The sequence below is a fragment of the Streptomyces sp. NPDC037126 genome, from assembly GCF_055605965.1.
The window spans coordinates 60,165-81,528 of the sequence record NZ_JBVJTD010000024.1; the positions used below are offsets into that span (position 1 = coordinate 60,165).

Genomic DNA, 21,364 nt, shown 5'->3' on the forward strand with positions numbered 1-21,364 from the left:
ATGGTCAGGCTGCTTGACCAAGTAGTCAAGGGTGTTTCAATGCCTCCGTGCAGAACTCCGAAGCCATGGCCCTGTCCGCCGCCCTGCTCGCCGCGGCGGGCGAGCTCACGCACCGCATCCACGACGGGGTCGTGGCCCGCGGCTTCACCGATCTGCGGCCGGCCCACGGCTTCGCCTTCGCGCGGCTCGCGCCGGACGGGGCCACCGTCACCGAACTGGCCGCGCACCTCGGGGTGACCAAGCAGGCGGCGAGCCAGCTGGTGGACGAGATCGTCCGCAAGGGGTACGCCGAGCGGCGGCCGCACCCGCAGGACGCGCGGGCCCGGCTGGTCGTGCTGACCGAGCGCGGGTGGGCCTGCACCCGGGCGGCGGAGGAGGAGGCCGCCGGGGTGGTGGGGGGATGGATCGAACTGCTGGGCGAGGGTGAAGTGCGCGCGTTGCGGGAGGGTTTGGCGCGGATCGCGCCCTACGGTCCGGTGAGGCCTGCCTGGTGACGTTTCGTCAGCGCCCCGGTGTGGCTCTGGTTATCACTGGAAGTTTTTACTCGCGCGTAACTTCACACTTGCACTACTCGCCCGTAACTTGACGAGTGAACAGCATCCTCGTGATCCGGATCACAGGGTTAGGCCGTCGTACCTCCCTTGAGCCGCAAGGAGATCACCCGATGCTGCCCTGGAAGCGAGTGTTCAGACCCCTCGCCGCGCTGCTTCTGACAGCCGTCGCCGCCGCCATCCCCGCCGCCACCGCCCACGCCGACACCGCCCCCAGCCGGGGCTGGAACGACTACTCCTGCAAGCCCTCCGCCACCCATCCCCGCCCCGTCGTCCTCGTCCACGGCACCCTGGGCAACTCGGTCGACAACTGGCTCTCCCTCGCCCCCTACCTGGAGGCCCGCGGATACTGCGTCTTCTCCCTCGACTACGGTCAGCTGCCCGGCGTCCCCATCTTCTACGGCCTCGGCCCCATCGACCAGTCGGCCGCGCAGCTTTCGGCCTTCGTCGACAGGGTGCTCGGCGCGACCGGAGCCGCCAAGGCCGACCTGGTCGGCCACTCCCAGGGCGGCATGATGCCCCGCTACTACCTGAAGTTCCTCGGCGGGGCGGACAAGGTCGGGACGCTCGTCGGCCTCGCCCCCGACAACCACGGCGCGACCCTGAGCGGCCTCGCCAACCTGCTGCCGTACTTCCCCGGCGCCGCCGGCCTGATCAAGGCCACCACCCCCGGCCTCGCCGACCAGATCCCCGGCTCCGACTTCCTCACCAAGCTCAACGCGGACGGCGACACCGTCCCCGGCGTGCACTACACGGTCATCGCGACCAAGTACGACGAGGTGGCCACCCCATGGCGCAGCCAGTACCTGAGCGGCCCGGACGTCCACAACGTCCTGCTGCAGGACCTGTGCCCGCTCGACCTCTCCGAACACGTGGCGATCGGCCTGTTCGACCGGATCGCCTTCCACGAGGTGGCCGACGCCCTCGACCCGGCCCACGCCACCGCCACCACCTGCGCCTCGGCCCTGAGCTGACCGCCGCCGGGGCCTGTCCGGCCTGAGCCGCCGGACAGGCCCCGGAACCTCAGCGGCGGCCGGAGCCCGACGCGCGCCGCCGCACCGAGAGGAACAGCGCGGCCGAGCCCAGCGCCAGCGCCGCCGCGCCGCCGATCGCGACGTACGAGGTGCCGTTGGACGCACCGGTCTCCGCGAGGTCCCCCGACGCACCGGCCGCCTTCGGGGCGTTGGACGGGGCGGCGGACCGCGCCGGGGCGCTCGCGCCGTCGCCGCCGTGGTCGTGATGCCGCATGGTCGACCTGCCGGCACCGGCCGAGATCTGCTGCTCGGAGGGCGCGGAGGCGGTCGGGGCCGGGGCGGCGGGGGAGGAACCCCGCGCGCCGGTGCCGCCGAAGTCGACGTCCGAGCACGAGTAGAACGCCTCCGGGCTGTCCGAACGCTGCCAGATCGCATACAGCAGCTGCCTGCCCGTGCGCTCGGGCAGCCTGCCGGAGAAGGTGTAGAAGCCGCCCGACGCCACCGGGTCCGTGGCCGTCGCGACCGGGTGGCCCAGACCCAGCTCGGACCAGGACAGGGGTTTCGCCGGGTCGTAACCCGGCTTGGTCGCATAGACCTTGAACGTGCCCTTGTGCGGGGCGGTGACCCGGTATCTGAAGGTGTACGAGCCGCTGTGCACGCGCGTCGCCGGCCAGTCGGCGCGGGCCAGGTCCAGGCCCTTGAACTCCGCAGCGCCCGCGCTGCACAGCTTGCCGTCCGGGATCAGCTGCCGGTGCCGTCCGGCCGCGTCACCGATCCGGATGCCGTTCCAGTCGTACAGCGCCTGGGTGCCGCCGGCCGCCACGGCCGCCCTGCACGCCGCCGACCGCGGGCTCTCCGGGCCCTCCGCGTAGCACTGCGAGACCCGGCTGACCGGGTCCCCCATCGAGCCGTGCGCCGCCGCCGGAACGGCGCCGAGCGCGGTCAGGGCGAGCGGCGTCAGGCCGAGCACGGTGAAGGCGGCTGCCCTGCGGCGGACTGGCATGCGGAACTCCTCGGAACGGTCCGTGGGGTGGGCTGGATCCCGTGGGGGTGATCCGAAGCTAGCCCCGACAAACCGCGAAACCACCTGCTGGAGGCGGCTGGAGGAGATCCTTATGGTCCCGTTAAGGCCGGACTAACCGGGGGCTGAGGAAGGGGAGGCGGAACCCGGTGGCCCGCCCGCGCCCGAGCAGCGCGGCTGCCCGCGCCGGTCCGGGGTCGTCGGCCGTCGAACGCTCCGGTTGGCTCCTTGATTGGCCCCCGGCCGCTCCTTGTCCAGGAGCTGTCCGAGGGGCACGGGTGGGCGCGCTGAGCGACTCGGTGGAGCCGCTGCAGGGCCGTGTGCTGCTCTCGTGTCAGCAGCCGGGCGGGGCTTGTGTCGACTCGTGTCAGCGGGGCGGACCCGAGGCCGCCGTATAGCTCAGGAGGCGGGAGAAACCGTGTCGGCTCCAGGAGTTCGAGCCCGCAATAGCCCCCGCCCCGGAGAGGGCAGCCGCCGGAGGGCACGGCTGCCCGTCGCCGCGGTGCCGAGGCGTCAGCTCACGGTCTCGCAGGCGCCCTGGCGGGAGGTGTAGGTGAAGGACGTGGCGCAGTAGTACCCGGGCGTCACGTTGGAGTCGAAGTTCCAGACAACGCTGTACCAGCCGCCGCTCTCGTAGAAGTTACCCGTCTGATCGATCACACCCGAGGGGCCGTTGATCTCCATGTTCACCGTGCCGGCGCTGGGGAAGTGCGTCGAATTCTCGATGTAGTAGACGAACTTCCCGCTACCGTTGATGTTGATGCAGACCTCGAAGCTGCCACCCGCGCAGCCGGACGCGGAGAAGGGTCGGACCCCCGCAGCGGAGTCCCGGTAGATGTCGACCGTACCCTGCGCCGTCTTGACCTCCTTGACCAGCACCGAACCCGCGGCAGCAGCCACGGAGTGAGTCGGTGTCATGCTGCTGACGCTCGCCGCGTCGGCAGCCGCGGCCCCGGTCGCACCGACCGTCCCCACCAGGGCCATGGCGACCGTCGTCGCCTTCACCGCGGTCAACGCCCAGCTCTTCGACATGAACTTGTTCGTCATCTGATCCCCGTTTCCTTTCGTTGCGCGGGAACGACTGGATACCGCACGGTGACGCTACGGACACGGGTCCTTCGGTCGTCCTGGATTCGTCCTAGCGCGAGGTCAGCCGGGGGGCGCTGATCGTGAAGTGCCGGGGAACAACATGAGGTTCGGCGCACTGGGGCCGTTACCCGCGCAGATCACCGGGCACGAGGCCCGGCTCGACGGGCGGCGACAGGCTCAAGATAACGGCGCGGCCTGGTCAGGCCTGAACTGCATCGCCCAGCTTCTTGCTTGGATACCGGCTGCGTCCAGGCAGGGACCGCGCGCACCCTCGAGCGGTGAGATGTGGGTCACATCCGGAGGCGTCGGTGTCACACTCCAAGGTCTCGCCTCCCTCTGAGGGTGAAACCGTTGCAAGTCCGGTCAGGCGACGGCATGGATGGCGACACGCTCCCCTGCCTCCTGGTCAACGGCGGCCTCGCTGTTCGGGGCCGCAGCCGCACGGACAGCACGTCCGCACCATCGCAGTTCCGGTGACGCAGTACACCTGCGGAGCCGAGCCTCGGGTCACGCAGGAGAGGTGTTCCTGGAGTTCGAGGGCAGCCTGAGCGGCTCGGGCCTGATCGGCATGGACGATGATTCGCACCCACACAGGAGTCAGGATGAAGATCTCTCGGCTGGTCGCTACAACTGTTGCGGCCGGTGTCGCCGCCGTCATCGCCGCTGTGCCGGCGGTCGCCGCGGACAACATCAGCAGCGACGGCGTGTCGGCGGTCGCTCCGGACAACTTCCACACCGACAGTGTGCCGACGGTCGCTCCGGACAATTTCCACAATGACGGCGTGTTGGCGGTCGCTCCGGACAACTTCCACACCGACAGTGTGCCGACGGTCGCTCCGGACAACTGGATCCCGAACGTATGAAACTAGCGATGAAGGCGTTCCGTGCAGCCTTCCTGGGCACCGTCTTGCTTTCCTCGGCAAGGCGGTGACCGTCCGGCCGCCGACGCTCCGTCGGTGGTGACAACTGTCCCCGCGAGGGACGGTTCGCTGGGAATCTCCACGCCTCAACGCGGGGACCTACGCATGTCGTGAGCCACGTTTCCTTCGGGCCCTTACGGGGTCCCGTGAGGGCGACGCTCAGGCTGGGCTCAGGTAGGCAGTGTGTGCGGTGTGGCCGGTCGTGATCGGGGCGGGGCCTGGCTCAGCTGTCGGGCCACCAGGTTCTCGCTATGTCCTTGCGCACTTCCGGGCGCCCTGCGGGACGGTCCTCCGCCTCTTCGCGGATCCGGCGGGTGTCCGTCCTCTTCAGGGGCTTCTGCACGGTCACACGGCGCATGGCTGCCTCCTTCAGTGCCTACCGAGTTCCGCGTTGTCACGGAGGCAGACCCTTTTGGGGAGAGTTCCTCATCGGTGCACGGTCTGTCAGTGGCGGCTGTCACGTCCGGACTGTCAGTGGCCCGTGTCACTCTCTGGGCATGACGCACGGGAACGAGCACACGGTTGCGGGGACCGCCTCGGTGGACTGGGACACCGAGGCCGCCCGCTTCGACGACGAACCCGACCACGGACTGCGCGACCCCGCCGTGCGGTCCGCCTGGGCCGCCCGGCTGCGCTCCTGGCTTCCCGAGTGCCCCGCCGACGTGCTCGACCTCGGCTGCGGGACCGGTAGCCTGTCGCTCCTCGCGGCCGAGCAGGGACACCGGGTGACGGGCGTCGAGCTGTCCCCGGCGATGGCCGAGCGGGCCCGGGCCAAGCTCGCCGGGCGCGATGCGGTGGTCCTGCGCGGGGACGCCGCGCGACCGCCCGTGGGCGAGCAGCGCTTCGACGTCGTCCTCGTACGGCACGTGCTGTGGACGCTGCCCGACCCCGCACGCGTCCTGCGGCACTGGCGGGACCTGCTGCGCCCCCGGGGCACCTCCCGCGCCACCGGTGGCGCGGGAGGACGTTTCGTGCTGGTCGAGGGCGTCTGGGGGACCCTGAACCCGGTCGGACTGCCCGCCGACCGGCTCGCCACCCTCCTCGGGCCGCTGACCTCGGACCTGCGCGTGGAGCGGCTGTCCGGCGACCCCCTGCTGTGGGGCGCACCCGTGGACGACGAGCGGTACGCGGTGGTGGCGACGGTCTGAGACCGGCCGGCCCCCCGGCCGACCCCCCCCGGGTGGCTCCCGCTGTCGGGACGTCGCCCCCCCGGGTGGCTCCCGCCGTCGGGGGGCCGGTCTCCGAGCAAGGGGCCCAGGTCGTCAGGACAGCAGGTTCTCGAAATCCTCGCCGAGGGCCAGCTCCTCCAGCTCCTCCAGCGCCGCCACCGCGGCGGACGCGGCCCCGGGATCGGTCCGGGCCAGGCCGCTCTCGGCGAACTCGTCCTCGTCCAGCCGCCGTACGTCGGTGCCGTCCGCGGAGCGCCACAGGTCCAGGTCGAGGTCCTCGACGACCAGCTCGGTGCCGGTGCGGACGGCGGGACGGGTGATGTCGCAGTACCAGCCCTTGACGGCGCCGCCCGCGGCGCGGACCTCCTTCACCGCGTACCAGCGGTCCCGCCAGTAGTACTCGGTGAACACGTCACCCGGCTCGAAGCGCACGAAGCCGAAGTCGCGCACGCCGGTGCCCGCCCACGGCGCGCGCACGACGATCAGGTCGCCGTCGTCCCGGATCAGCTCGGCCGGGTAACGGATCTTCGTACGGCCCGCCTTGACGAGGACGACCTCCAACGGGGCCACCGGCTCAGCCGAGTTCGCGGACATGACGCACCTCCGTCGCGCAGATCTCGTACCCGAGCCACTTGTTGACCGCGATCATGGGGTCGTTGCCGGTGTCGTTGCCGGTGAAGGCCTCGGTGATGCCGGCGGCGCGGGCCCGGTGCAGGGAGTGGGTCTTGACGAGCTTAGCCAGGCCGCGGCCCCGGTGGGCGCGGACGGTGCCGGTCATCGCGGTGGAGTAGCGGGTGCCGCCGTCGGTGTAGGCCACGCTGAAGGCGACCGGGCGGCCGTCGACACACGCGGCCACCGTCAGCTCGCGGTCCAGCAGCGGATGCTTCCAGTACTGCTCGACCCAGGTCTCGTAGTCGCTGAACTCGGCTTCGACGTCGCCGGGTTCGTCCAGCATGGTCTCCGCGTCCAGCTCGAACAGCGGGCGCGGGTCGTCCGCGAAGTCCGCGCCCGTGCGCAGCTCCACGCCCGCCGGGGTCCGCGGGAGGGCGGGCAGGGCGGCGGCCGCGAGGTCGAGGCGGAGGAAGTGGGCGGACCGGCTGCCGCGATAGCCGTGCCGCTGCGCGAAGGCGCGGTTGGCCGGCTCGTCGAGGACCCAGCTGAGCAGCCTGGTCGCTCCCCGGGCGGCGAGGTGCTCCTCGGCGGCCCGCAGCAGCAGGGTTCCGGCACCCCGGCCGGTCCGGTCCGGCCGCACGTAGATGTTCAGCAGACCCTGGCCGGGCTCGGGGCTGTCGTGGGCCAGGTGGACCTGCGCGGTGCCGATCACCTCGCCGTCCTCCTCCGCGACCAGCGGGCGGTAGTAGGCCTCGGGCGGCACGTGGACGGCGTTGTGGCGGACGGAGTCCGAGGTGAACAGGATGTACGGCAGGGCGAGACGGCGGACCCGGGCGAACCCCTCGGTGTCGGCCGGGACGTCGGGGTCGAGGTCGCGCACGATCACGGTCATGGGGAGGCACCGTACGGGGATGCGCGCGGGGTGTGCCTCCCATTTTCCGCCGGGTACGGGAGAATCGGCCCGTGAGCCTGAAGATCCGCATCGATGACAGCGCGCCCCCGTACGAGCAGGTCCGCGCGCAGATTTCCGAGCAGGCGCGGTCCGGGGCGCTGCCGGTGGGGTACCGGCTGCCGACCGTGCGGGGGCTCGCCGAGTCCCTGGGCATCGCGGTGAACACGGTGGCCAAGGCCTACCGGGCGCTGGAGGGCGACGGGGTGATCGAGACGCGCGGGCGCCACGGCACGTACGTGGCCGCCGCCGGCTCGGCCGCGGAGCGCGAGGCCGCGGCCGCCGCACAGGCGTACGTCGACCGGGTGCGGCGCCTCGGGCTCGGCGAGCCGGAGGCGCTGGCCGCGGTGCGGGACGCCCTGCGGGCGGCCTACGAGGGCTGAGCGCGCGGGAGTTCACGACCGGCGCCCCGGCGTTCGGCCCCGCCGGGCCGTGCCGGCCCCGTCCCGGCGGCCCGGCTCGACGGTCCGCGCCGCCCCGCCGCGTCCCGGCGACACCGAACGTCCCGCCGCGTCCCGGTGAACCCGCACGTCCCGCCGAGACGGCGCGTCCCGGTGACACCGAACATCCCGCCGCGTCGGCGCCCCCGGCACGCGCCCCGCGGCAGGGGCCGGCTACCGGTGGCCCGCGGGCTCCGGGACCCTCGTCACCGTCAGCCCCGCCCGCCGCGCCGCCCTCCCGAACGTCACCGCGTCCTCCACCGCGGCCCCGCCCGGATCGTTGTTGAAGTACGCGTACACGTCGTCCGCGTCGGACCACGTCGTCGCGATGCGGTCCACCCAGGTCTCCAGGGAGCGCCGGCCGTAGCGCGGCCAGGGCCGGGCGCGGCCCTGGTGGAAGCGGACGTAGCCCCACCCGGCGGTGCGCCACAGCGGGGTGACCGGGCGGGCCAGCACGTCCGCCCAGCACAGGGCCGCGCCACGGGACGACAGCACCTCGCGCACCCGGGGCGTCCACCACGAGTCGTGGCGGGGTTCGACGGCCACCCGGGTCCCGGACGGGAAGCAGGCCAGGCAGGCGTCCAGCAGCGCCGGATCGGCGCGCAGGGTGGGCGGCAGCTGGAGCAGGACCGGGCCCAGGCGTCCGCCGAGGCCCGCCGCGTGGGACATCAGCCGGCCGACCGGCTCCTCGGGATCCTTCAGCCGCTTGATGTGGCTGAGATACCGGCTGGCCTTGACCGCGACCACGAAGTCCCCCGGCACCCGCCCGCGCCACGCGGCGAAGGTGTCGTACGACGGCAGCCGGTAGAAGGCGTTGTTGATCTCGACGGTGGCGAAGAGCCGGGTGTACTCCTCCAGCCACAGCCGGGTCGGGACCCCGGCCGGGTAGACCAGGTCCCGCCAGTCCTTGTACTGCCACCCGGAGGTGCCGACGAACAAGGTCATGCCTTCATCAAAGCACTACAGGTACAGACCCGCGTCCGCGCCTTCCCGCGCCCCCGGCACCGAGGTCGGCGCCGTGCCCCGGCGCAGCGCGTACAGCTCGGCCAGCGTCGCGCCCTCCCGGCCGACGCCCTCCTCGGTGCCGAGCCAGTTCGCCGCCTCCCGGCGGGTGAGCGGCCCCACCTCGATACGGGCCAGGCAGCGGCCGGGGCGGACCACGGCGGGGTGCAGGCGCTCCAGGTCCTCGTTGGTGGTGACACCGACCAGGACGTTGCGGCCCTGGCCGAGCAGGCCGTCGGTGAGGTTCAGCAGCCGCGACAGGGCCTGGCCCGCCGTGTGCTTGGCCTCCCCGCGGATCAGCTCGTCGCAGTCCTCCAGCAGGAGCAGCCGCCAGCGGCCCTTGCCCGCCGAGTCCTCCTCGCCGATCGCGATGTCCATCAGATAACCGACGTCGGAGAAGAGGCGCTCCGGGTCCAGGACGCAGTCCACCTGGCACCAGTCGCGCCAGGAGCGGGCGAGGGTGCGCAGCGCGGAGGTCTTGCCGGTGCCGGGCGGACCGTGGAGGAGCAGCAGCCGGCCCGCGATGTCCTCGGGGGTCGTCTTCATCAGCCGGTCCATCGCGTCCGCCACCGGCCCGGTGTAGTTGGGCCGGACCTCGTCCCAGGTGCCCGCGGAGATCTGGCGGGTGGTGCGGTGCGGGCCGCGGCGCGGGGAGACGTACCAGAAGCCCATCGTCACGTTCTCCGGCTGCGGCTCGGGCTCGTCGGCCGCGCCGTCGGTGGCCTGGTCCAGGATCCGCTGCGCCAGTTCGGCGCTGGTCGCGGTCACGGTGACGTCCGCGCCCCGGTTCCAGCGGGAGACCAGCAGGGTCCAGCCCTCGCCCTCGGCGAGGGTGGCGCTGCGGTCGTCGTCACGGGCGACCCGCAGCACCTGCGCGCCCTCCGGCAGCAGGGTCGCGCCGGAGCGCACGCGGTCGATGTTCGCCGCGTGCGAGTACGGCTGCTCGCCCGTCGCGAAGCGGCCGAGGAACAGCGCGTCGACGACGTCGGACGGCGAGTCGGAGTCGTCGACGTGGAGCCGGATCGGCAGAGCGTCGTGTGGGTTAGCAGACATGCCGCCATGATCCGTCACCGATGCCCTCCGCGCACGGCATTTCCGCCGCTTGTTCCGGGTGTTCCAAGACTGTTCCGGGTGCCTCCAAGACCTGCCGGACGGGTGGATTCCGCGGTTAGTGTTGCCCTTGATGGGACGTCATGGGTGGGATTCGGATACTCGGCGGTGGCGACTCACCGCTCTGCTCGGTGTGGGCGCGGCCGCGCTGGCCCTGGTGGTGACCCTGATCAGCACGCTGTCCGGCGGTCCCAGCACCACCGGCACCACGCGTGACGGCGACAAGGTGCACGGAACCCCGGCCACCGCACAGGCGAAGCCGGAGCCGTACGTCGGCTGGGGCTTCACGCACACCCAGTACAGCGCCGACGAGGGCGCGTCGGCCGCCTCCGCGCGGGTGCGGCAGCTGCTCGGGGGGAACGGCGGGCTGCCGCAGAACCAGCACATCATGGGCTGGGGCGCGGACAACCCCGAACCGGTCGAGGGGCACTACGACTTCGGCGACCTCGACCGCCGTGTCGACTTCATGCGCGCCTCCGGCGGCACCCCGGTGATCACGCTGTGCTGCTCCCCGGACTGGATGAAGGGCGGCAGGGCGGGGGTGGACAACACCGACTGGAGCCAGGCCGCCCTGGAGACCGCGCCCACGCCCGCCCACTACGAGGACTTCGCGAACCTCGCCGCGACCGTCGCCCGGCGCTACCCCGACGTGAAGCACTTCATCGTCTGGAACGAGTTCAAGGGCTTCTGGAACGACTCCCGGGACCGCTGGGACTACGAGGGCTACACCAGGATGTACAACCTCGTGTACCGGGCGCTGAAGAAGGTCGACAAGGACATCATGGTGGGCGGCCCCTACCTGGTGATGGACAGCGTCGATGCGCGCGACCAGAACGCCTCGACCGAACTGAGGGGCCCCTGGGGCGCCATGGACCAGCGGGTGCTCGACGCCTTCACCTACTGGAACACCCACAAGGCCGGCGCCGACTTCGCCGTGGTCGACGGCTCCAGCTACACCCGGGACGACGACCTGCTGCCGAACGAGTTCGCGGCCACCGACAAACTGACGGCGGTCGGCCGGTGGGTGCGGCGCCAGACCCACGACCTGCCCCTGTGGTGGGCCGAGTACTACGTGGAGCCCGGCGACGGCAACGACGACCGCAAGGGCTGGTCCGAACCGCACCGGGTGGCCGTCCAGGCCACCGGCATGATCGCCATGGTCAAGGGCGGCGCCGGCTCCGGCTTCTACTGGAACCCCGAGGAGAAGACCGGCACCGGCTGCGCCGGCTGCCTGTGGACACCGACCGACGGCGCCGGCGGCGGACAGCCGCTGCCCATGTACGACCTGGTGTCCCGGTTCGGCAAGGCCTTCCCGCCCGGCACCAGGTACCGCAGCGTGTCCGTCGCCCCGGACGACGTGCCCAACGTCCGCGTCCTGGCAAGCGACCGGACCGTCCTGGTGGTCAACACGGTGAACCGGACCATCAGCGCCCAGGTGGACGGCAAGCGGTTCGACATGCGGCCGTACGAGGTGAAGTGGCTCGGCCGGTGACCCGGCCGGGCCGCCCTCACTTCATCGTCAGGAACCGCTGCACCAGCGAGGCCAGCACCACCGCCAGCAGCGGCAGCGCGAACCAGAAACTGCCCTGCAGCAGGCGCAGCCGGCGCACGCCCGGCCGGACCGCGACCCGGACCACCTCACGGGCGGCCAGCAGCAGGATCAGCGCGACGGCGGCCAGCGCACCGACCACCGACCAGGGAGTCCACGTCACCCGCGGCCCGATCGGCCCGGGATGCGGCTTCGGCACGGGGCCCGCCGGCTGCCTGCGCAGCGCGTACACGGTGACGTCATCGTTGACCAGGACCTTCGACAGCTCCTGCCGGTCGTCCAGGCTCCTGATGAGCCGGGGCTCCCAGGCCGCGGGGTAGCCGACGTCCATCCGCAGATACGTCACCTGACTCCGGTTGATCATCAGGTACGAGTTCGGGCCCGCGTCCTTGAGCGACTTGACCAGGCCGGACACCAGGACCGGATCGGTCGGCGCCAGGGTCGGGACGTAGTCGACCCGCTCCATGTCCCTCGCGCCCCACGGCATCGCCGGGGTCACGTCGTCGACCGTGTCGTTGCTCAGCCACAGCAGCCGTACCGTCGGCTTGTCGTGGGCGTACACCCAGTCCATCGCCGTGACCTCGCCGGGCAGGGTCCGCTCGAACGGCTCGTTGCCCCAGCGGGCCACCAGGAAGCCGCCCATCAGCAGCAGCCCGGCCAGCAGCGCCGCGAGCGCGCCGAGGCGCCTGCGGTCCTTCTCGCGCTCCCGCGCGTCGACCCCGGCGCGCGGGAACAGGGCGAGGGCGCCGAGCAGGGCCGCGCCCGGCACCGCGAACATGAAGACGCGCAGCGCCATCTCGCCGCCGTACGACTGCATGCCGAAGCCCAGGAACGGCACGAACGTGAGCACCAGCAGCGACCGCTCGCGGTAGCGGTGCAGGCGCCGGCGCAACCAGCCCCAGCAGGCGAAGGTCATCACGGCGCCGGCCAGCAGCACCCGCGTGTACAGCACCAGCTTGTGGGTCGGGTCCCCGCCCTGGATGCGGCCGGATACCGAGGTGGAGACATTGCTGCCGACCCCGCCGACCCCGCCGAAGAGGTCGTTGAAGTGGCCGGACCAGTACGGCTCGGCCATGAAGCCGACCCACACCGCGACCAGCACCGCGAACAGCAGGGGAAGGCCGCGCAGCTCGGACCGGCCGAGCAGGACGAGGACCGCGAGCACGCCCAGCATCACGAACGGGGTCAGCTGGTGAGCAGGGACGCTCGCCGCGTACAGGCCGATCAGCACCAGCAGCAGCACGGCCCGCTGGCGCCGGTCGGCCGGCTCCACCTCGGCCTCGCCCGGGCGGAACTTCGCCCACAGCATCCGCGGCGGACGGAACCAGACCAGCAGGATCGCCACGAACACCAGGTACAGCAGATAGGTGAAGCCCTGCGGGGAGAAGTAGTCCTGGCCGACCCAGCCGCACAGCACGAACAGCCAGACGCCGGTCCACTTCGCCCGCCAGCTCGCCCGCAGCGACCGGGTGAGCAGGAACATCGGCGCGAGATAGGAGAGTTGGATGGCGGTCGGCCACCAGCGGATGACCTCGGTGAAGTCGGTGACCCCGCAGGCCCGGCCGACGAACGCGGCCACCGCGAAGAAGCCCGGCCAGCTCCAGCGGGCGTCCAGGTACGGCACGGCGGACCCGGTGCGGTCGATGTAGTCGAGGAAGCCCAGGTGCTGCCAGGCCGTCGGGAACCGCGGCTCGGTCTCGATGACGGCGGGCAGCGCGTGCAGGGACACGACCGTCGCGAGCAGCGTCACGAGCAGCAGCGTCCGGTGTTCGCGGCGCAGCCACAGCAGCCCGGCGAACACGGTGATCAGCAGGGCCGCTCCGACGAGGGTCGGCAGCGGCAGCACCGAGATCAGGCCGAGGCCGCCCATCCGGTCCAGGTCGGTCTCGCCGAGCCGGAGCGCGGGCACCCAGTACAGCAGCAGGGCCGCGATCAGCAGACAGCCGAGGACGACTCCGGAGCGGGTGGGCAGCAGCCGCTCCCGCAGCGAGGCGGGCGGTCGCGGCCCGCCGGGCACGGGCTCCCCGGCCGTGGACGCCTCCGGTACGGCGGCCTCGGGCATCGCACCGGCCTCTCCCGCGGTCTGCGTGAACGGCCCCTCCGTCCTCGCGGCCGTGAACGGTACTCCCCTCTCGGCGGCCGAGTACGGCGCTTCTGCCTCCGCCCCCGGAGGCAGACCGGCCCGGGCCGGCCCCGGGGAGGCCTCGCTGCCCGGTTCCCGCTCCTCGCCATGGAGTTCCGGCAGGTGTGTGCCCGCGGGCGGGGTGCCGGGCCCCGGGCGGACGTCCGGCCGGCGCTCCACGTGGTCGAAGTCCACGTGGATGCCGAGCGCGAGGGTGTCCGAGTCCAGTGCCCAGGCCGGACTGTGCCGGCGGGGCCGGGAGTCGGCCGGCCCGCTGGTGCCCGTCCCGGCGGAGCGGAGCGCGGAGTGGGGGAGCGCGCCGAGGTCGGCGAGGTCCCCGTCGGGCGCCACCGCTTCGGGCACGGTGTCGGGCACGGTCCGGATCGTCCTCCAGAGCCGCGGCGCGGCGATCGCGGCGATCACCGCGAGGCTCACGGCCTCGGCGACGCCCGCGCCGGTCAGTCCCATCCGGGGCAGGAGCAGCAGCGTCAGGCTCAGTACCAGCACGCACAACAGGCCCTGCAGCCAGGCGAGTCCGGCGGTGCGGCTCCGCGCGCGCAGCACCGCGAAGTACGTCTCGATCACGACCCGCAGCACCGAGCCGAGGGCGAGCCAGCGCAGCAGCGGGGTCGCCGCGTGCGCGTAGCCCCCGCCGAACACACCGAGGATCCAGGGCGCGCCGATGATCCACAGGGCCGCGATCGGCAGCATGATCCGGGCCATCCGCTTCAGCGCGGCCCGGGTGTTGGCGGCCAGCCGCCCGGGGTCGTGCGAGCCCTCGACGGTGAGCGAGGCGCCCATGTTGATGGCGAGCAGGTCGGTCGTGCCGCCGATGGTGGTGGCGATGTAGAAGTAGGCGTTCTCGGCGGAGCTGACCTGCGCGGCGACGATCACCGGGACGAGGTAGATCACGGCCAGCGAGAACAGCGAGCCGGTGTAGTCGCCGGCCAGGAACCGGCCCACCTGCCTGAGCGTCGGCGGCTCGGTGCGCCCCTCGGTCGCCTTCACGTGCCGGGGCACGAGCCGCCGGAACACCAGCCAGCCCAGCGGCACCACCGAGGTGCCGATCGCGGCCACCCAGGAGACGAACACGCCGGCGGTCGGGACGGCGACGGCGAACGCGACGAGGAGGGCCAGCTTGACGGCCGAGAACACGGTGTTGCCCACCGGCACCCAGGTCGCGCTGCGCAGCCCGGTCAGTACCCCGTCCTGCAGGGTGAGCACGTTCCAGGCGACGACGGCCACGATGAACCCGAGCCCGTTGACCGTTCCGTGCAGGAAGCGGTACGACGGCCCCCAGGTGTCCAGGGTCAGCAGGAAGACGCCGCCGGCGAGCGCCACCAGCAGGGAACTGCCCGCGTAGGTACGGAAGATGAGCCGGCCCGTGCGCCGCGCGGCGACCGGGATGAAGCGGGCCAGGGCGCCGGTCAGTGTCACCGCGGTCAGTCCGGCGAGGAACTTCATGGCGGCGATGGCGGCCGAGCCCTGCCCGACCGCCGACTCGGAGTAGTAGCGTGCCGCGGCCAGCCAGAAGCCGAGCCCGAGGACGGCGGAGATGCCGGTGTTGAGCATCAGCGCGTAGGCGTTGCGGAACAGCGGGCTGCCGTCGGAGGACCGGCCGGTCCCGGGCAGCCGGAGGCGGCGCCCGGTCCTCTCGGGCGCCCCGGTGTCGTCGGTCGTGGCGGACTCGGTCGTGGTGGTCGTGTCAGACACGGGAACGAATGGCCTTCCGGCGGACCTGGCGGGCTCTGCGGACGAGGGCGTACCCCTGGGTGAGGGCACGGTCCCTGGCGAAGGTGCGGGCGATGGCGCGGCCCTGGAGCAGCCGCTCGAACTCCTCGACGTCCGTGGTGCGGCGGACGGTGACCCGGCGCAGCGCGTAGGGCCCCTGGCGGCGGCGGGCGAGCGCGTTGCCGACGGCGAGGGCCTGGGCGTACCCGGCCGCGCGCACGGCCTGGCGGACCCGGCGGCTGGAGTAGCCGTACGGGTAGGCGAACGACAGCGGCCGGGCGCCGAGTTCGTCCGCGACGATCTCCGTGCAGCGGGTCAGCTCGGCCCGCAGCGCCTCGTCGGGGATCTGGTCGAGCTGCGGGTGGGTGTGGCTGTGCCCACCGATCTCGACACCGGCGGCGGCCAGTTCGCGCACCTGCCGCCAGTCGAGCATGGTGTCGAGGCCGCCCCCGGTGTCGTGCTCGCCGCGCAGCCAGCCGGTGGAGACGAACAGGGTGGCCGGGAAGCCGTGCTTGGCGAGCACGGGCAGCGCGTGCCGGTGCACGCCCTCGTAGCCGTCGTCGAAGGTGATCAGCACCGGCCTGGCGGGCAGCGGGCGGCCGCCGCGCCAGTGGGCCGCGAGGCCGGCGGTGGAGACCGGGGTGAGCCCGAGGTCGCCGATGAGCGCCATCTGTTCCGCGAACGCCTCCGGCGCGACCGACAGGACCCGGGTGGCGTCGTTGGGAGAGGTCGCGACGGAGTGGTACATGAGGATGGGTACGGGCATGTCGCTCACGCGGGTCCCCCTGGCTCGTCGCCCGTTCCGGGGCCGTTGCCGATCGCTGCGACCGAGAAGGCGGCCGCTGCGCGCCGCGCCCGTACGCTCCCCACCACATAGCCGCCCGCGGCCGTGAGCACCCCGGCGACGATCGCGCCCGCGCGCCCCGCGCCGCCCGGCCGGCCGAGCACCGCGTCGCGCAGGCCTCGGGCGACCCCGGCGGGCAGCACGCGGGTGGTGTACCGGCGTTCGGACTCCAGGCCCTTGTCCGCGCCGACGCTCCTGGCCACCAGGGCCTTGGACAGGCCCTCGGCGTAGGCGCGGGTGCGGAAGTAGGAGAAGTGCTCGCGGGGCGCGGGCACCCTGTGGTGGATCACCGCCCGGTCGTCGATGATGAGCACGGCGTCGGGGCGGGCGCGGGTGAGCCGGATGCACAGCTCCGTCTCCTCGCAGCCGAGCGGCCGGCGGTCGCCGTCGCGGCCGATGCCGGTGGCGAAGCCGCCCGCCGCCTCGAACGCCGTGCGCCGGAAGGAGGCGTTGCCGCCGAGGACGTTGCGGACCTCGACCCGACCGGGCGGCAGGCCCCGGTAGGTGCAGCCCACCACCCAGTCGAACTCCTCCGGGAACCAGGCGGGCCGGCGGCCGGACGCCCAGACGGGCTCGGTGCGGCCGCCGACCGCGAGCACGCGCGGGTCGGCGTACCCCTCGGCGAAGCGGCGCAGCCAGTCGCGTTCGGCCACCGCGTCGTCGTCGAGGAAGGCGATCACCTCGCCGTGCGAGGCGGCGATGCCGGTGTTGCGGCCCGCGGACAGGCCGCGCGGGCCGGCGTTGGGCAGCACCCGGACGCCGTCGGTCTCCTTGTACTCGCGGGCCAGCCGGTCCTTCAGGGCCGGGTTGTGGTCCACGACCAGGAGCGTCTCCAGCGCGGGGTACGACTGCGCGCGCACCGAGGAGACCGCCGCGAGGATGTCCTCCCAGCGGTCCTCGGTGTACACACAGATCACGACGGAGATGCCGGGATCTCTCAAGACACCTCTCCCCGCCCGGTGGTGAGCAGCGGCGAGTGGTGCACCCGGCGGCGCAGGGCACGCCGGTTGGAGCGTTCCTTCAGGATGACCTTCAGCACCCGGATCCCGTCCCGCACGGCCCGCAGATTGCTCGTGCCGTGGATGCGCAGGTACTCGTGGCTGGGGATCTCCTGCACCTTGAGGCCGGCCTTGACCACTCTGATGTTCATCAGGGTCTCGACCTCGAAGCCGGTGCAGTCGAGGTCGATCTTGTCGAGGCAGTGCCGCCAGAACGCGTTGTAGCCGTAGCACAGGTCGGTGTAGCGGGCGCCGAACTTGCGGTTGACGACGGTGCACAGCGCCCAGTTGCCGAGCTTGCGGATGAAGGTCATGTCGTCGGTGCCGCCGCCGTTGGCGAAGCGCGACCCCTTGGCGAAGTCGGCGCCGGAGACCAGGGCGGAGACGTACGAGACGATCTCGCCGCCGTCGGCCGAGCCGTCCGCGTCGACCATCACGATGATGTCGCCGCTGCACGCCTCGAATCCGGTGATCAGGGCATCCCCCTTGCCCCGGCCGTGCTGTTCGACGACCTTGACGTCCGGCCACAGGGACCGGGCGACGTCGACCGTGTCGTCCGTGGAATTGCCGTCCACGAGGACGACCTCGTGAATCCAGTCCGGAAGTGTCTTGAAGACGTAGGGCAGATTCTCCGCCTCATTCATGGCGGGGATCACCACGCTCACCGGCGGGGTGATCGCCAGGTGAGAGGAGATAGGCCGGTAGTGGCTGGCGATTAACGGATCTTGGCCCGAACTCGGCGGGCGCAGAACAGAACTCATGAGTCTTTTCCCTCTCGTCCGGCGGGACCGCCCGCCCCTGGGCGGCCCGGCTGTGTGTCCGGTTCGAAAGGGGGGTTTCTCCTCCACGGCACGGCGGATGGATCTTCGTACCCGCGGACGAGCTGGCAAAGCTGGCCGGACCGCCGGACAAGACGGCAGCCGGTCGCGCGGCACGGCTCGGTCACAGTTGCGGTCACCGAGCACGGCACCCCCCTACCGCGCCCCGCGCCGGCCTCGCCGCGGCCCTGAGCCCTCCCCTGAGCCGTGTGCCGACGAACCGATGCGGGTGAGATCTAGACGGTATTGACGGTTGAACCCGAAAGGCAAGACCTGGAAGGCTGCCTCACGTTTTTGTTGGTTCGGCCGTTACATAACTTTGGCCCACGTTGCTCACCCTTGTGTGCGTTTTCCGGAAATTCGTTCCCGGGCCAGAACCAGGAGCAGGAGCAGCAGGCTCAGTACGGTCACCGCGACCACTCCGCCGCGGACCGACCAGCGGTGCACCGCGAGCATGCCCTGGGCAACCAGCATGTTGACCACGACCGAGCCCGCAAGCGCGCACAGGATCCGGCCGAAGGAATCCAGCCCCCGCAGTGCCGCGGCGATCGCCACGGCCGGCGCCACGAGCAGGAAGAACAGGGTGCACGGACCGCGCAGCGGAGAAGCGGAGCCGATGAGAGCGAGCAGGGCGCCTGTCGCCGCCACGGCGGTCGCGGCCCCCGCGAGCAGCGGCGACAGGTCCCTCCCCGGACCTGGCCGTGCTCCCCGGGCGCCGTCCGCGCCACCGTCTGATGAAGGTGTCTTGATGCCTAAGGTCTGCATTGGCGACTTTGCCCCCCGACGCGCCGGATGCCGGGCTTCAATGTGACGCAGGGCCGGGGAGGGCGTCAAGACGGACGGTCCCTCTTTAAACATTCGTTCTGCTCATCGCCCGTGACGCGGCGTCACCATATTTGGCATGCACGCGCAATAGATGAGCAGTGAACGTTTCGCGTTGATCCTGTTGAGACCGCAAAAGTCTTGGCATGAACACTTCCCGTCAACACGCGTAGTTGGTACGACAGTTGACGCAGAGATCCTGCTAAAGGGAGGTTCCATGAGACGTTCCCGACTTACCGGATTCGTGACCTCGCTCCTCCTCGCCGCCGGCCTCGGTCTCACCGGGGCCGCTTCGGCGCAGGCGTCCGCGACGGCCGCGTCCGGTGGCTACGTGGCACTCGGCGACTCCTACTCCTCCGGAGTCGGCTCGGGCAGCTACATCGGCTCCAGCGGCGACTGCGACCGCAGCACGAAGGCGTACCCGTACCTGTGGAACGCCGCCCACAGCCCGGCCTCGTTCGCCTTCAACGCCTGCTCGGGCGCCACGACGGACGACGTGCTCGCCAACCAGCTCGGCTCCCTGAACTCCTCCACCTCGCTGGTGTCCATCAGCATCGGCGGCAACGACGCCGGCTTCTCGGACGTCATGACGACCTGCGTGCTCCAGTCCGACAGCTCCTGCCTCTCCCGGATCAACACCGCCAAGGCGTACGTGAGCTCCACGCTCCCCGGCAAGCTCGACGCGGTGTACAACGCGATCAGTGCCAAGGCACCCAACGCCCGGGTCGTCGTGATCGGCTACCCCCGCTTCTACCTGCTCGGCCAGACCTGCCTCGGACTCTCCGACACCAAGCGCTCCGCCATAAACGGCGCCGCCGACACGATCGACAGCGCCATCCAGGCCCGCGCCCAGGCCCACAACTTCGTCTTCGGGGACGTCCGCTCGGCGTTCTCCAGCCATGAGATCTGCTCCAGCGACTCCTGGCTGCACAGCGTCAACTGGCTCGACATCGGCGAGTCGTACCACCCCACCGCGGCCGGCCAGTCCGGCGCCTACCTGCCGGTGTTCACCAGCGCCTCCTGACCGGCACGGGTGAGCCCGTCAGGGTGAACTTCCGGGCGAGCCCGAAGGAGAAGCGGAGGCCCCGTCCGACGGGGTCTCCGTCGGTGACACGCACGTCACCGAGAACGGCACCGAGTCCGACGCGGTCCGCACCGGAGCCCGCACCTCCACACTGACCGCGTTGTCGATCGTCCCGCTGTCCGAGTACGCCGACACGGTCACCCGCACCTGCCGGGTCCTGTCGCCGCCGGACGGGAACGACAGCGTCTTCCACCCCGGGTCCGAGACCGAGCCGTGCGCCAGCACCCACCGGTACTCCACCTGCGCGGGCAGCCGCCCCACCGTGAACGTCGCCGTGAACGCGGGCGCCTCGCCGTCCGGCGGCGGACAGCTCCCCGAGTACGCCGTGTGCGCACCGGTCAGCGTGACCCGCACGGACTGGGCGGGCCCGGTGCTCGCCGGAGCGCCGGCGCTGTGCGTGGGCGCGGGCGCCCCGGTGTCCGAGTCGGTGCTGCCGCTGGGACGGTGGGCGGACGTCGTGCCGGCGCTCGCGCCGCCGCCCGCCGTGCCGTTCCCACCGCCCCCGTGGTTCATCAGCGCGTACGCCAGTCCGGCCACCGCGAGCACCAGCGCGAGCACGCCCACCACCAGCACCAGCCCGGCACGCCGGCCGCGCCCCGGCGGGTCCCCGGCCGGCGCCGCCACGGGCAACGGCGGTGTGGCGGGGCCCGGTCCGCGCTGCGCCGCGACCGTCGGGGCGGTGTACGGCGACACCGGCGCGGTCCGCGCGCGGGGCGAGCCGCCCGCCGCCACGAGCCGCAGCTCCCGCTCGGCCACCTCGGCCGGCAGCCGCGCCCCCGGGTCCTTGCGCAGCAGCCCCTCGACGACGGGGGCGAGCGGCCCGGCCCGGCGCGGCGGCGGCAACTCCTCGTCGACCACCGCCCGCAGGGTGCTCAGCGGGGTGTCCTGCCGGAACGGGGAGACCCCCTCGACGGCCGCGTACAGCAGCACGCCGAGCGACCACAGATCCGACTCGGGCCCCGGCGTGCGCCCCAGCGCCCGTTCCGGAGCGAGGAACTCGGGCGAGCCGACCACCTCACCGGTCATGGTGAGCGCCGAACTGCCCTCGACCGAGGCGATGCCGAAGTCGCTCAGCACCACCCGACCGTCGTTCGCCAGCAGCACGTTGGCCGGTTTCACATCCCGGTGCAGCACCCCGGCGGAGTGCGCGGCGCGCAGCGCGGACAGCACCTCGGCACCGATGTGCGCGGCCCGCTGCGGGGACATCGGGCCCTCCGCCTCCAGCCGGTCGGCGAGGGACAGTCCGCGCACCAGCTCCATCACGATCCACGGCCGGCCGCCTTCCACCGCCACGTCGTACACCGTGACCACGTTGCGGTTCGAGACGCGGGCCGCGGCCCAGGCCTCCCGCTCCAGGCGTGCGTACATCCGCTCGACCTCGGCCCCGGGCAGCCCGGCCGGGGCCCGCACCTCCTTGACCGCCACCTCGCGGTGCAGCACCTCGTCGCGGGCGCGCCACACGGTCCCCATGCCGCCCTCGCCCAGCGGGGCCAGCAAGCGGTAGCGGCCCGCGATCACACGTTCACGGCCCGGCTCTTCGGACACGGGCGGCCCCCAAG

General features: G+C 72.2%; 21 protein-coding genes. 8 read left to right on the forward strand and 13 right to left on the reverse strand.

Features of this window, described 5'->3' with window-relative positions; genetic code table 11:
• Nucleotides 1-47: 47 nt before the first annotated feature.
• Nucleotides 48-494 (forward strand): MarR family winged helix-turn-helix transcriptional regulator, encoded by a 447-nt coding sequence (locus ACZ7FF_RS36620; RefSeq protein WP_470817986.1) that lies wholly within the window; start codon nucleotides 48-50, stop codon nucleotides 492-494.
• A 170-nt stretch (nucleotides 495-664) separates the two neighbouring features.
• On the forward strand, nucleotides 665-1,525 hold the full coding sequence (locus tag ACZ7FF_RS36625; RefSeq protein ID WP_470817987.1) for an esterase/lipase family protein: 861 nt from the start codon (nucleotides 665-667) through the stop codon (nucleotides 1,523-1,525).
• A gap of 49 nt (nucleotides 1,526-1,574) precedes the next feature.
• On the opposite strand, the gene ACZ7FF_RS36630 is transcribed toward ACZ7FF_RS36625, so the two are convergent.
• Both ACZ7FF_RS36630 and ACZ7FF_RS36635 read right to left on the reverse strand, forming a co-directional pair.
• A complete protein-coding gene (locus tag ACZ7FF_RS36630; protein ID WP_470817988.1) occupies nucleotides 1,575-2,528 on the reverse strand; it encodes a lytic polysaccharide monooxygenase auxiliary activity family 9 protein in 954 nt (317 codons plus the stop codon).
• Between the two features lie 531 nt (nucleotides 2,529-3,059).
• A complete protein-coding gene (locus tag ACZ7FF_RS36635; protein ID WP_470817989.1) occupies nucleotides 3,060-3,464 on the reverse strand; it encodes a hypothetical protein in 405 nt (134 codons plus the stop codon).
• On the opposite strand from ACZ7FF_RS36635, the gene ACZ7FF_RS36640 reads away from it, so the two are divergent.
• Entirely contained in the window at nucleotides 3,463-3,597 is a 135-nt protein-coding gene (locus ACZ7FF_RS36640; protein ID WP_470817991.1) for a hypothetical protein, read from the forward strand. The genes ACZ7FF_RS36635 and ACZ7FF_RS36640 overlap by 2 nt on opposite strands.
• A 640-nt stretch (nucleotides 3,598-4,237) precedes the next feature.
• Nucleotides 4,238-4,498 carry a hypothetical protein gene (locus tag ACZ7FF_RS36645; RefSeq protein WP_470817992.1) on the forward strand — a complete coding sequence of 87 codons (261 nt, stop codon included), beginning with the start codon at nucleotides 4,238-4,240 and terminating at the stop codon, nucleotides 4,496-4,498.
• Nucleotides 4,499-4,778: 280 nt separating this feature from the next.
• Here the strand turns inward: ACZ7FF_RS36645 and ACZ7FF_RS36650 are convergent, their stop codons facing one another.
• Nucleotides 4,779-4,913, reverse strand: a complete 135-nt coding sequence (locus tag ACZ7FF_RS36650) for a hypothetical protein (RefSeq protein WP_470817993.1) — start codon at nucleotides 4,911-4,913, stop codon at nucleotides 4,779-4,781.
• Between the two features lie 139 nt (nucleotides 4,914-5,052).
• Here ACZ7FF_RS36650 and ACZ7FF_RS36655 point away from each other — a divergent pair, with 139 nt between their 5' ends.
• Nucleotides 5,053-5,703, forward strand: a complete 651-nt coding sequence (locus ACZ7FF_RS36655; RefSeq protein ID WP_470817995.1) for a class I SAM-dependent methyltransferase — start codon at nucleotides 5,053-5,055, stop codon at nucleotides 5,701-5,703.
• A 114-nt stretch (nucleotides 5,704-5,817) separates the two neighbouring features.
• Here ACZ7FF_RS36655 and ACZ7FF_RS36660 read toward each other — a convergent pair whose 3' ends face one another.
• The gene (locus ACZ7FF_RS36660; protein ID WP_470817996.1) at nucleotides 5,818-6,318 is read right to left on the reverse strand and encodes a ribonuclease FAU-1 family protein; all 501 of its coding nucleotides are present in this window, start codon (nucleotides 6,316-6,318) and stop codon (nucleotides 5,818-5,820) included.
• A complete protein-coding gene (locus ACZ7FF_RS36665; protein ID WP_470817998.1) occupies nucleotides 6,299-7,228 on the reverse strand; it encodes a GNAT family N-acetyltransferase in 930 nt (309 codons plus the stop codon). Before ACZ7FF_RS36665 ends, ACZ7FF_RS36660 begins: the two co-directional genes overlap by 20 nt.
• Before the next feature lie 71 nt (nucleotides 7,229-7,299).
• On the opposite strand from ACZ7FF_RS36665, the gene ACZ7FF_RS36670 reads away from it, so the two are divergent.
• Entirely contained in the window at nucleotides 7,300-7,668 is a 369-nt protein-coding gene (locus tag ACZ7FF_RS36670; protein WP_470818000.1) for a GntR family transcriptional regulator, read from the forward strand.
• 231 nt (nucleotides 7,669-7,899) lie between these two features.
• Here ACZ7FF_RS36670 and ACZ7FF_RS36675 read toward each other — a convergent pair whose 3' ends face one another.
• Nucleotides 7,900-8,670, reverse strand: coding sequence for a DUF72 domain-containing protein (locus ACZ7FF_RS36675; RefSeq protein WP_470818001.1), 771 nt, complete (start codon nucleotides 8,668-8,670; stop codon nucleotides 7,900-7,902).
• Nucleotides 8,671-8,685: 15 nt separating this feature from the next.
• Nucleotides 8,686-9,780, reverse strand: a complete 1,095-nt coding sequence (locus ACZ7FF_RS36680) for a DUF5925 domain-containing protein (protein WP_470818002.1) — start codon at nucleotides 9,778-9,780, stop codon at nucleotides 8,686-8,688.
• A gap of 130 nt (nucleotides 9,781-9,910) precedes the next feature.
• Between ACZ7FF_RS36680 and ACZ7FF_RS36685 the strand changes: the two genes are divergently transcribed.
• Nucleotides 9,911-11,329, forward strand: a complete 1,419-nt coding sequence (locus ACZ7FF_RS36685) for a GH39 family glycosyl hydrolase (protein ID WP_470818004.1) — start codon at nucleotides 9,911-9,913, stop codon at nucleotides 11,327-11,329.
• Between the two features lie 16 nt (nucleotides 11,330-11,345).
• Here the strand turns inward: ACZ7FF_RS36685 and ACZ7FF_RS36690 are convergent, their stop codons facing one another.
• The 5 genes from ACZ7FF_RS36690 to ACZ7FF_RS36710 all read right to left on the reverse strand — a co-directional run bounded on the left by ACZ7FF_RS36690 (nucleotide 11,346) and on the right by ACZ7FF_RS36710 (nucleotide 18,547).
• Nucleotides 11,346-15,221, reverse strand: coding sequence for a lipopolysaccharide biosynthesis protein (locus ACZ7FF_RS36690; protein ID WP_470818006.1), 3,876 nt, complete (start codon nucleotides 15,219-15,221; stop codon nucleotides 11,346-11,348).
• Entirely contained in the window at nucleotides 15,214-16,014 is an 801-nt protein-coding gene (locus tag ACZ7FF_RS36695; protein WP_470818007.1) for a polysaccharide deacetylase family protein, read from the reverse strand. The genes ACZ7FF_RS36690 and ACZ7FF_RS36695 overlap by 8 nt, the downstream gene beginning before the upstream one ends.
• Entirely contained in the window at nucleotides 16,011-17,024 is a 1,014-nt protein-coding gene (locus tag ACZ7FF_RS36700; RefSeq protein ID WP_470818009.1) for a glycosyltransferase family 2 protein, read from the reverse strand. The genes ACZ7FF_RS36695 and ACZ7FF_RS36700 overlap by 4 nt, the downstream gene beginning before the upstream one ends.
• The gene (locus tag ACZ7FF_RS36705) at nucleotides 17,021-17,842 is read right to left on the reverse strand and encodes a glycosyltransferase family 2 protein (protein ID WP_470818011.1); all 822 of its coding nucleotides are present in this window, start codon (nucleotides 17,840-17,842) and stop codon (nucleotides 17,021-17,023) included. The genes ACZ7FF_RS36700 and ACZ7FF_RS36705 overlap by 4 nt, the downstream gene beginning before the upstream one ends.
• A gap of 390 nt (nucleotides 17,843-18,232) precedes the next feature.
• A complete protein-coding gene (locus tag ACZ7FF_RS36710) occupies nucleotides 18,233-18,547 on the reverse strand; it encodes a hypothetical protein (RefSeq protein ID WP_470818013.1) in 315 nt (104 codons plus the stop codon).
• 391 nt (nucleotides 18,548-18,938) lie between these two features.
• Between ACZ7FF_RS36710 and ACZ7FF_RS36715 the strand changes: the two genes are divergently transcribed.
• Nucleotides 18,939-19,745, forward strand: a complete 807-nt coding sequence (locus tag ACZ7FF_RS36715) for an SGNH/GDSL hydrolase family protein (RefSeq protein ID WP_470818014.1) — start codon at nucleotides 18,939-18,941, stop codon at nucleotides 19,743-19,745.
• Between the two features lie 18 nt (nucleotides 19,746-19,763).
• Here ACZ7FF_RS36715 and ACZ7FF_RS36720 read toward each other — a convergent pair whose 3' ends face one another.
• Nucleotides 19,764-21,350 carry a protein kinase domain-containing protein gene (locus tag ACZ7FF_RS36720; protein ID WP_470818015.1) on the reverse strand — a complete coding sequence of 529 codons (1,587 nt, stop codon included), beginning with the start codon at nucleotides 21,348-21,350 and terminating at the stop codon, nucleotides 19,764-19,766.
• Nucleotides 21,351-21,364: the final 14 nt, after the last annotated feature.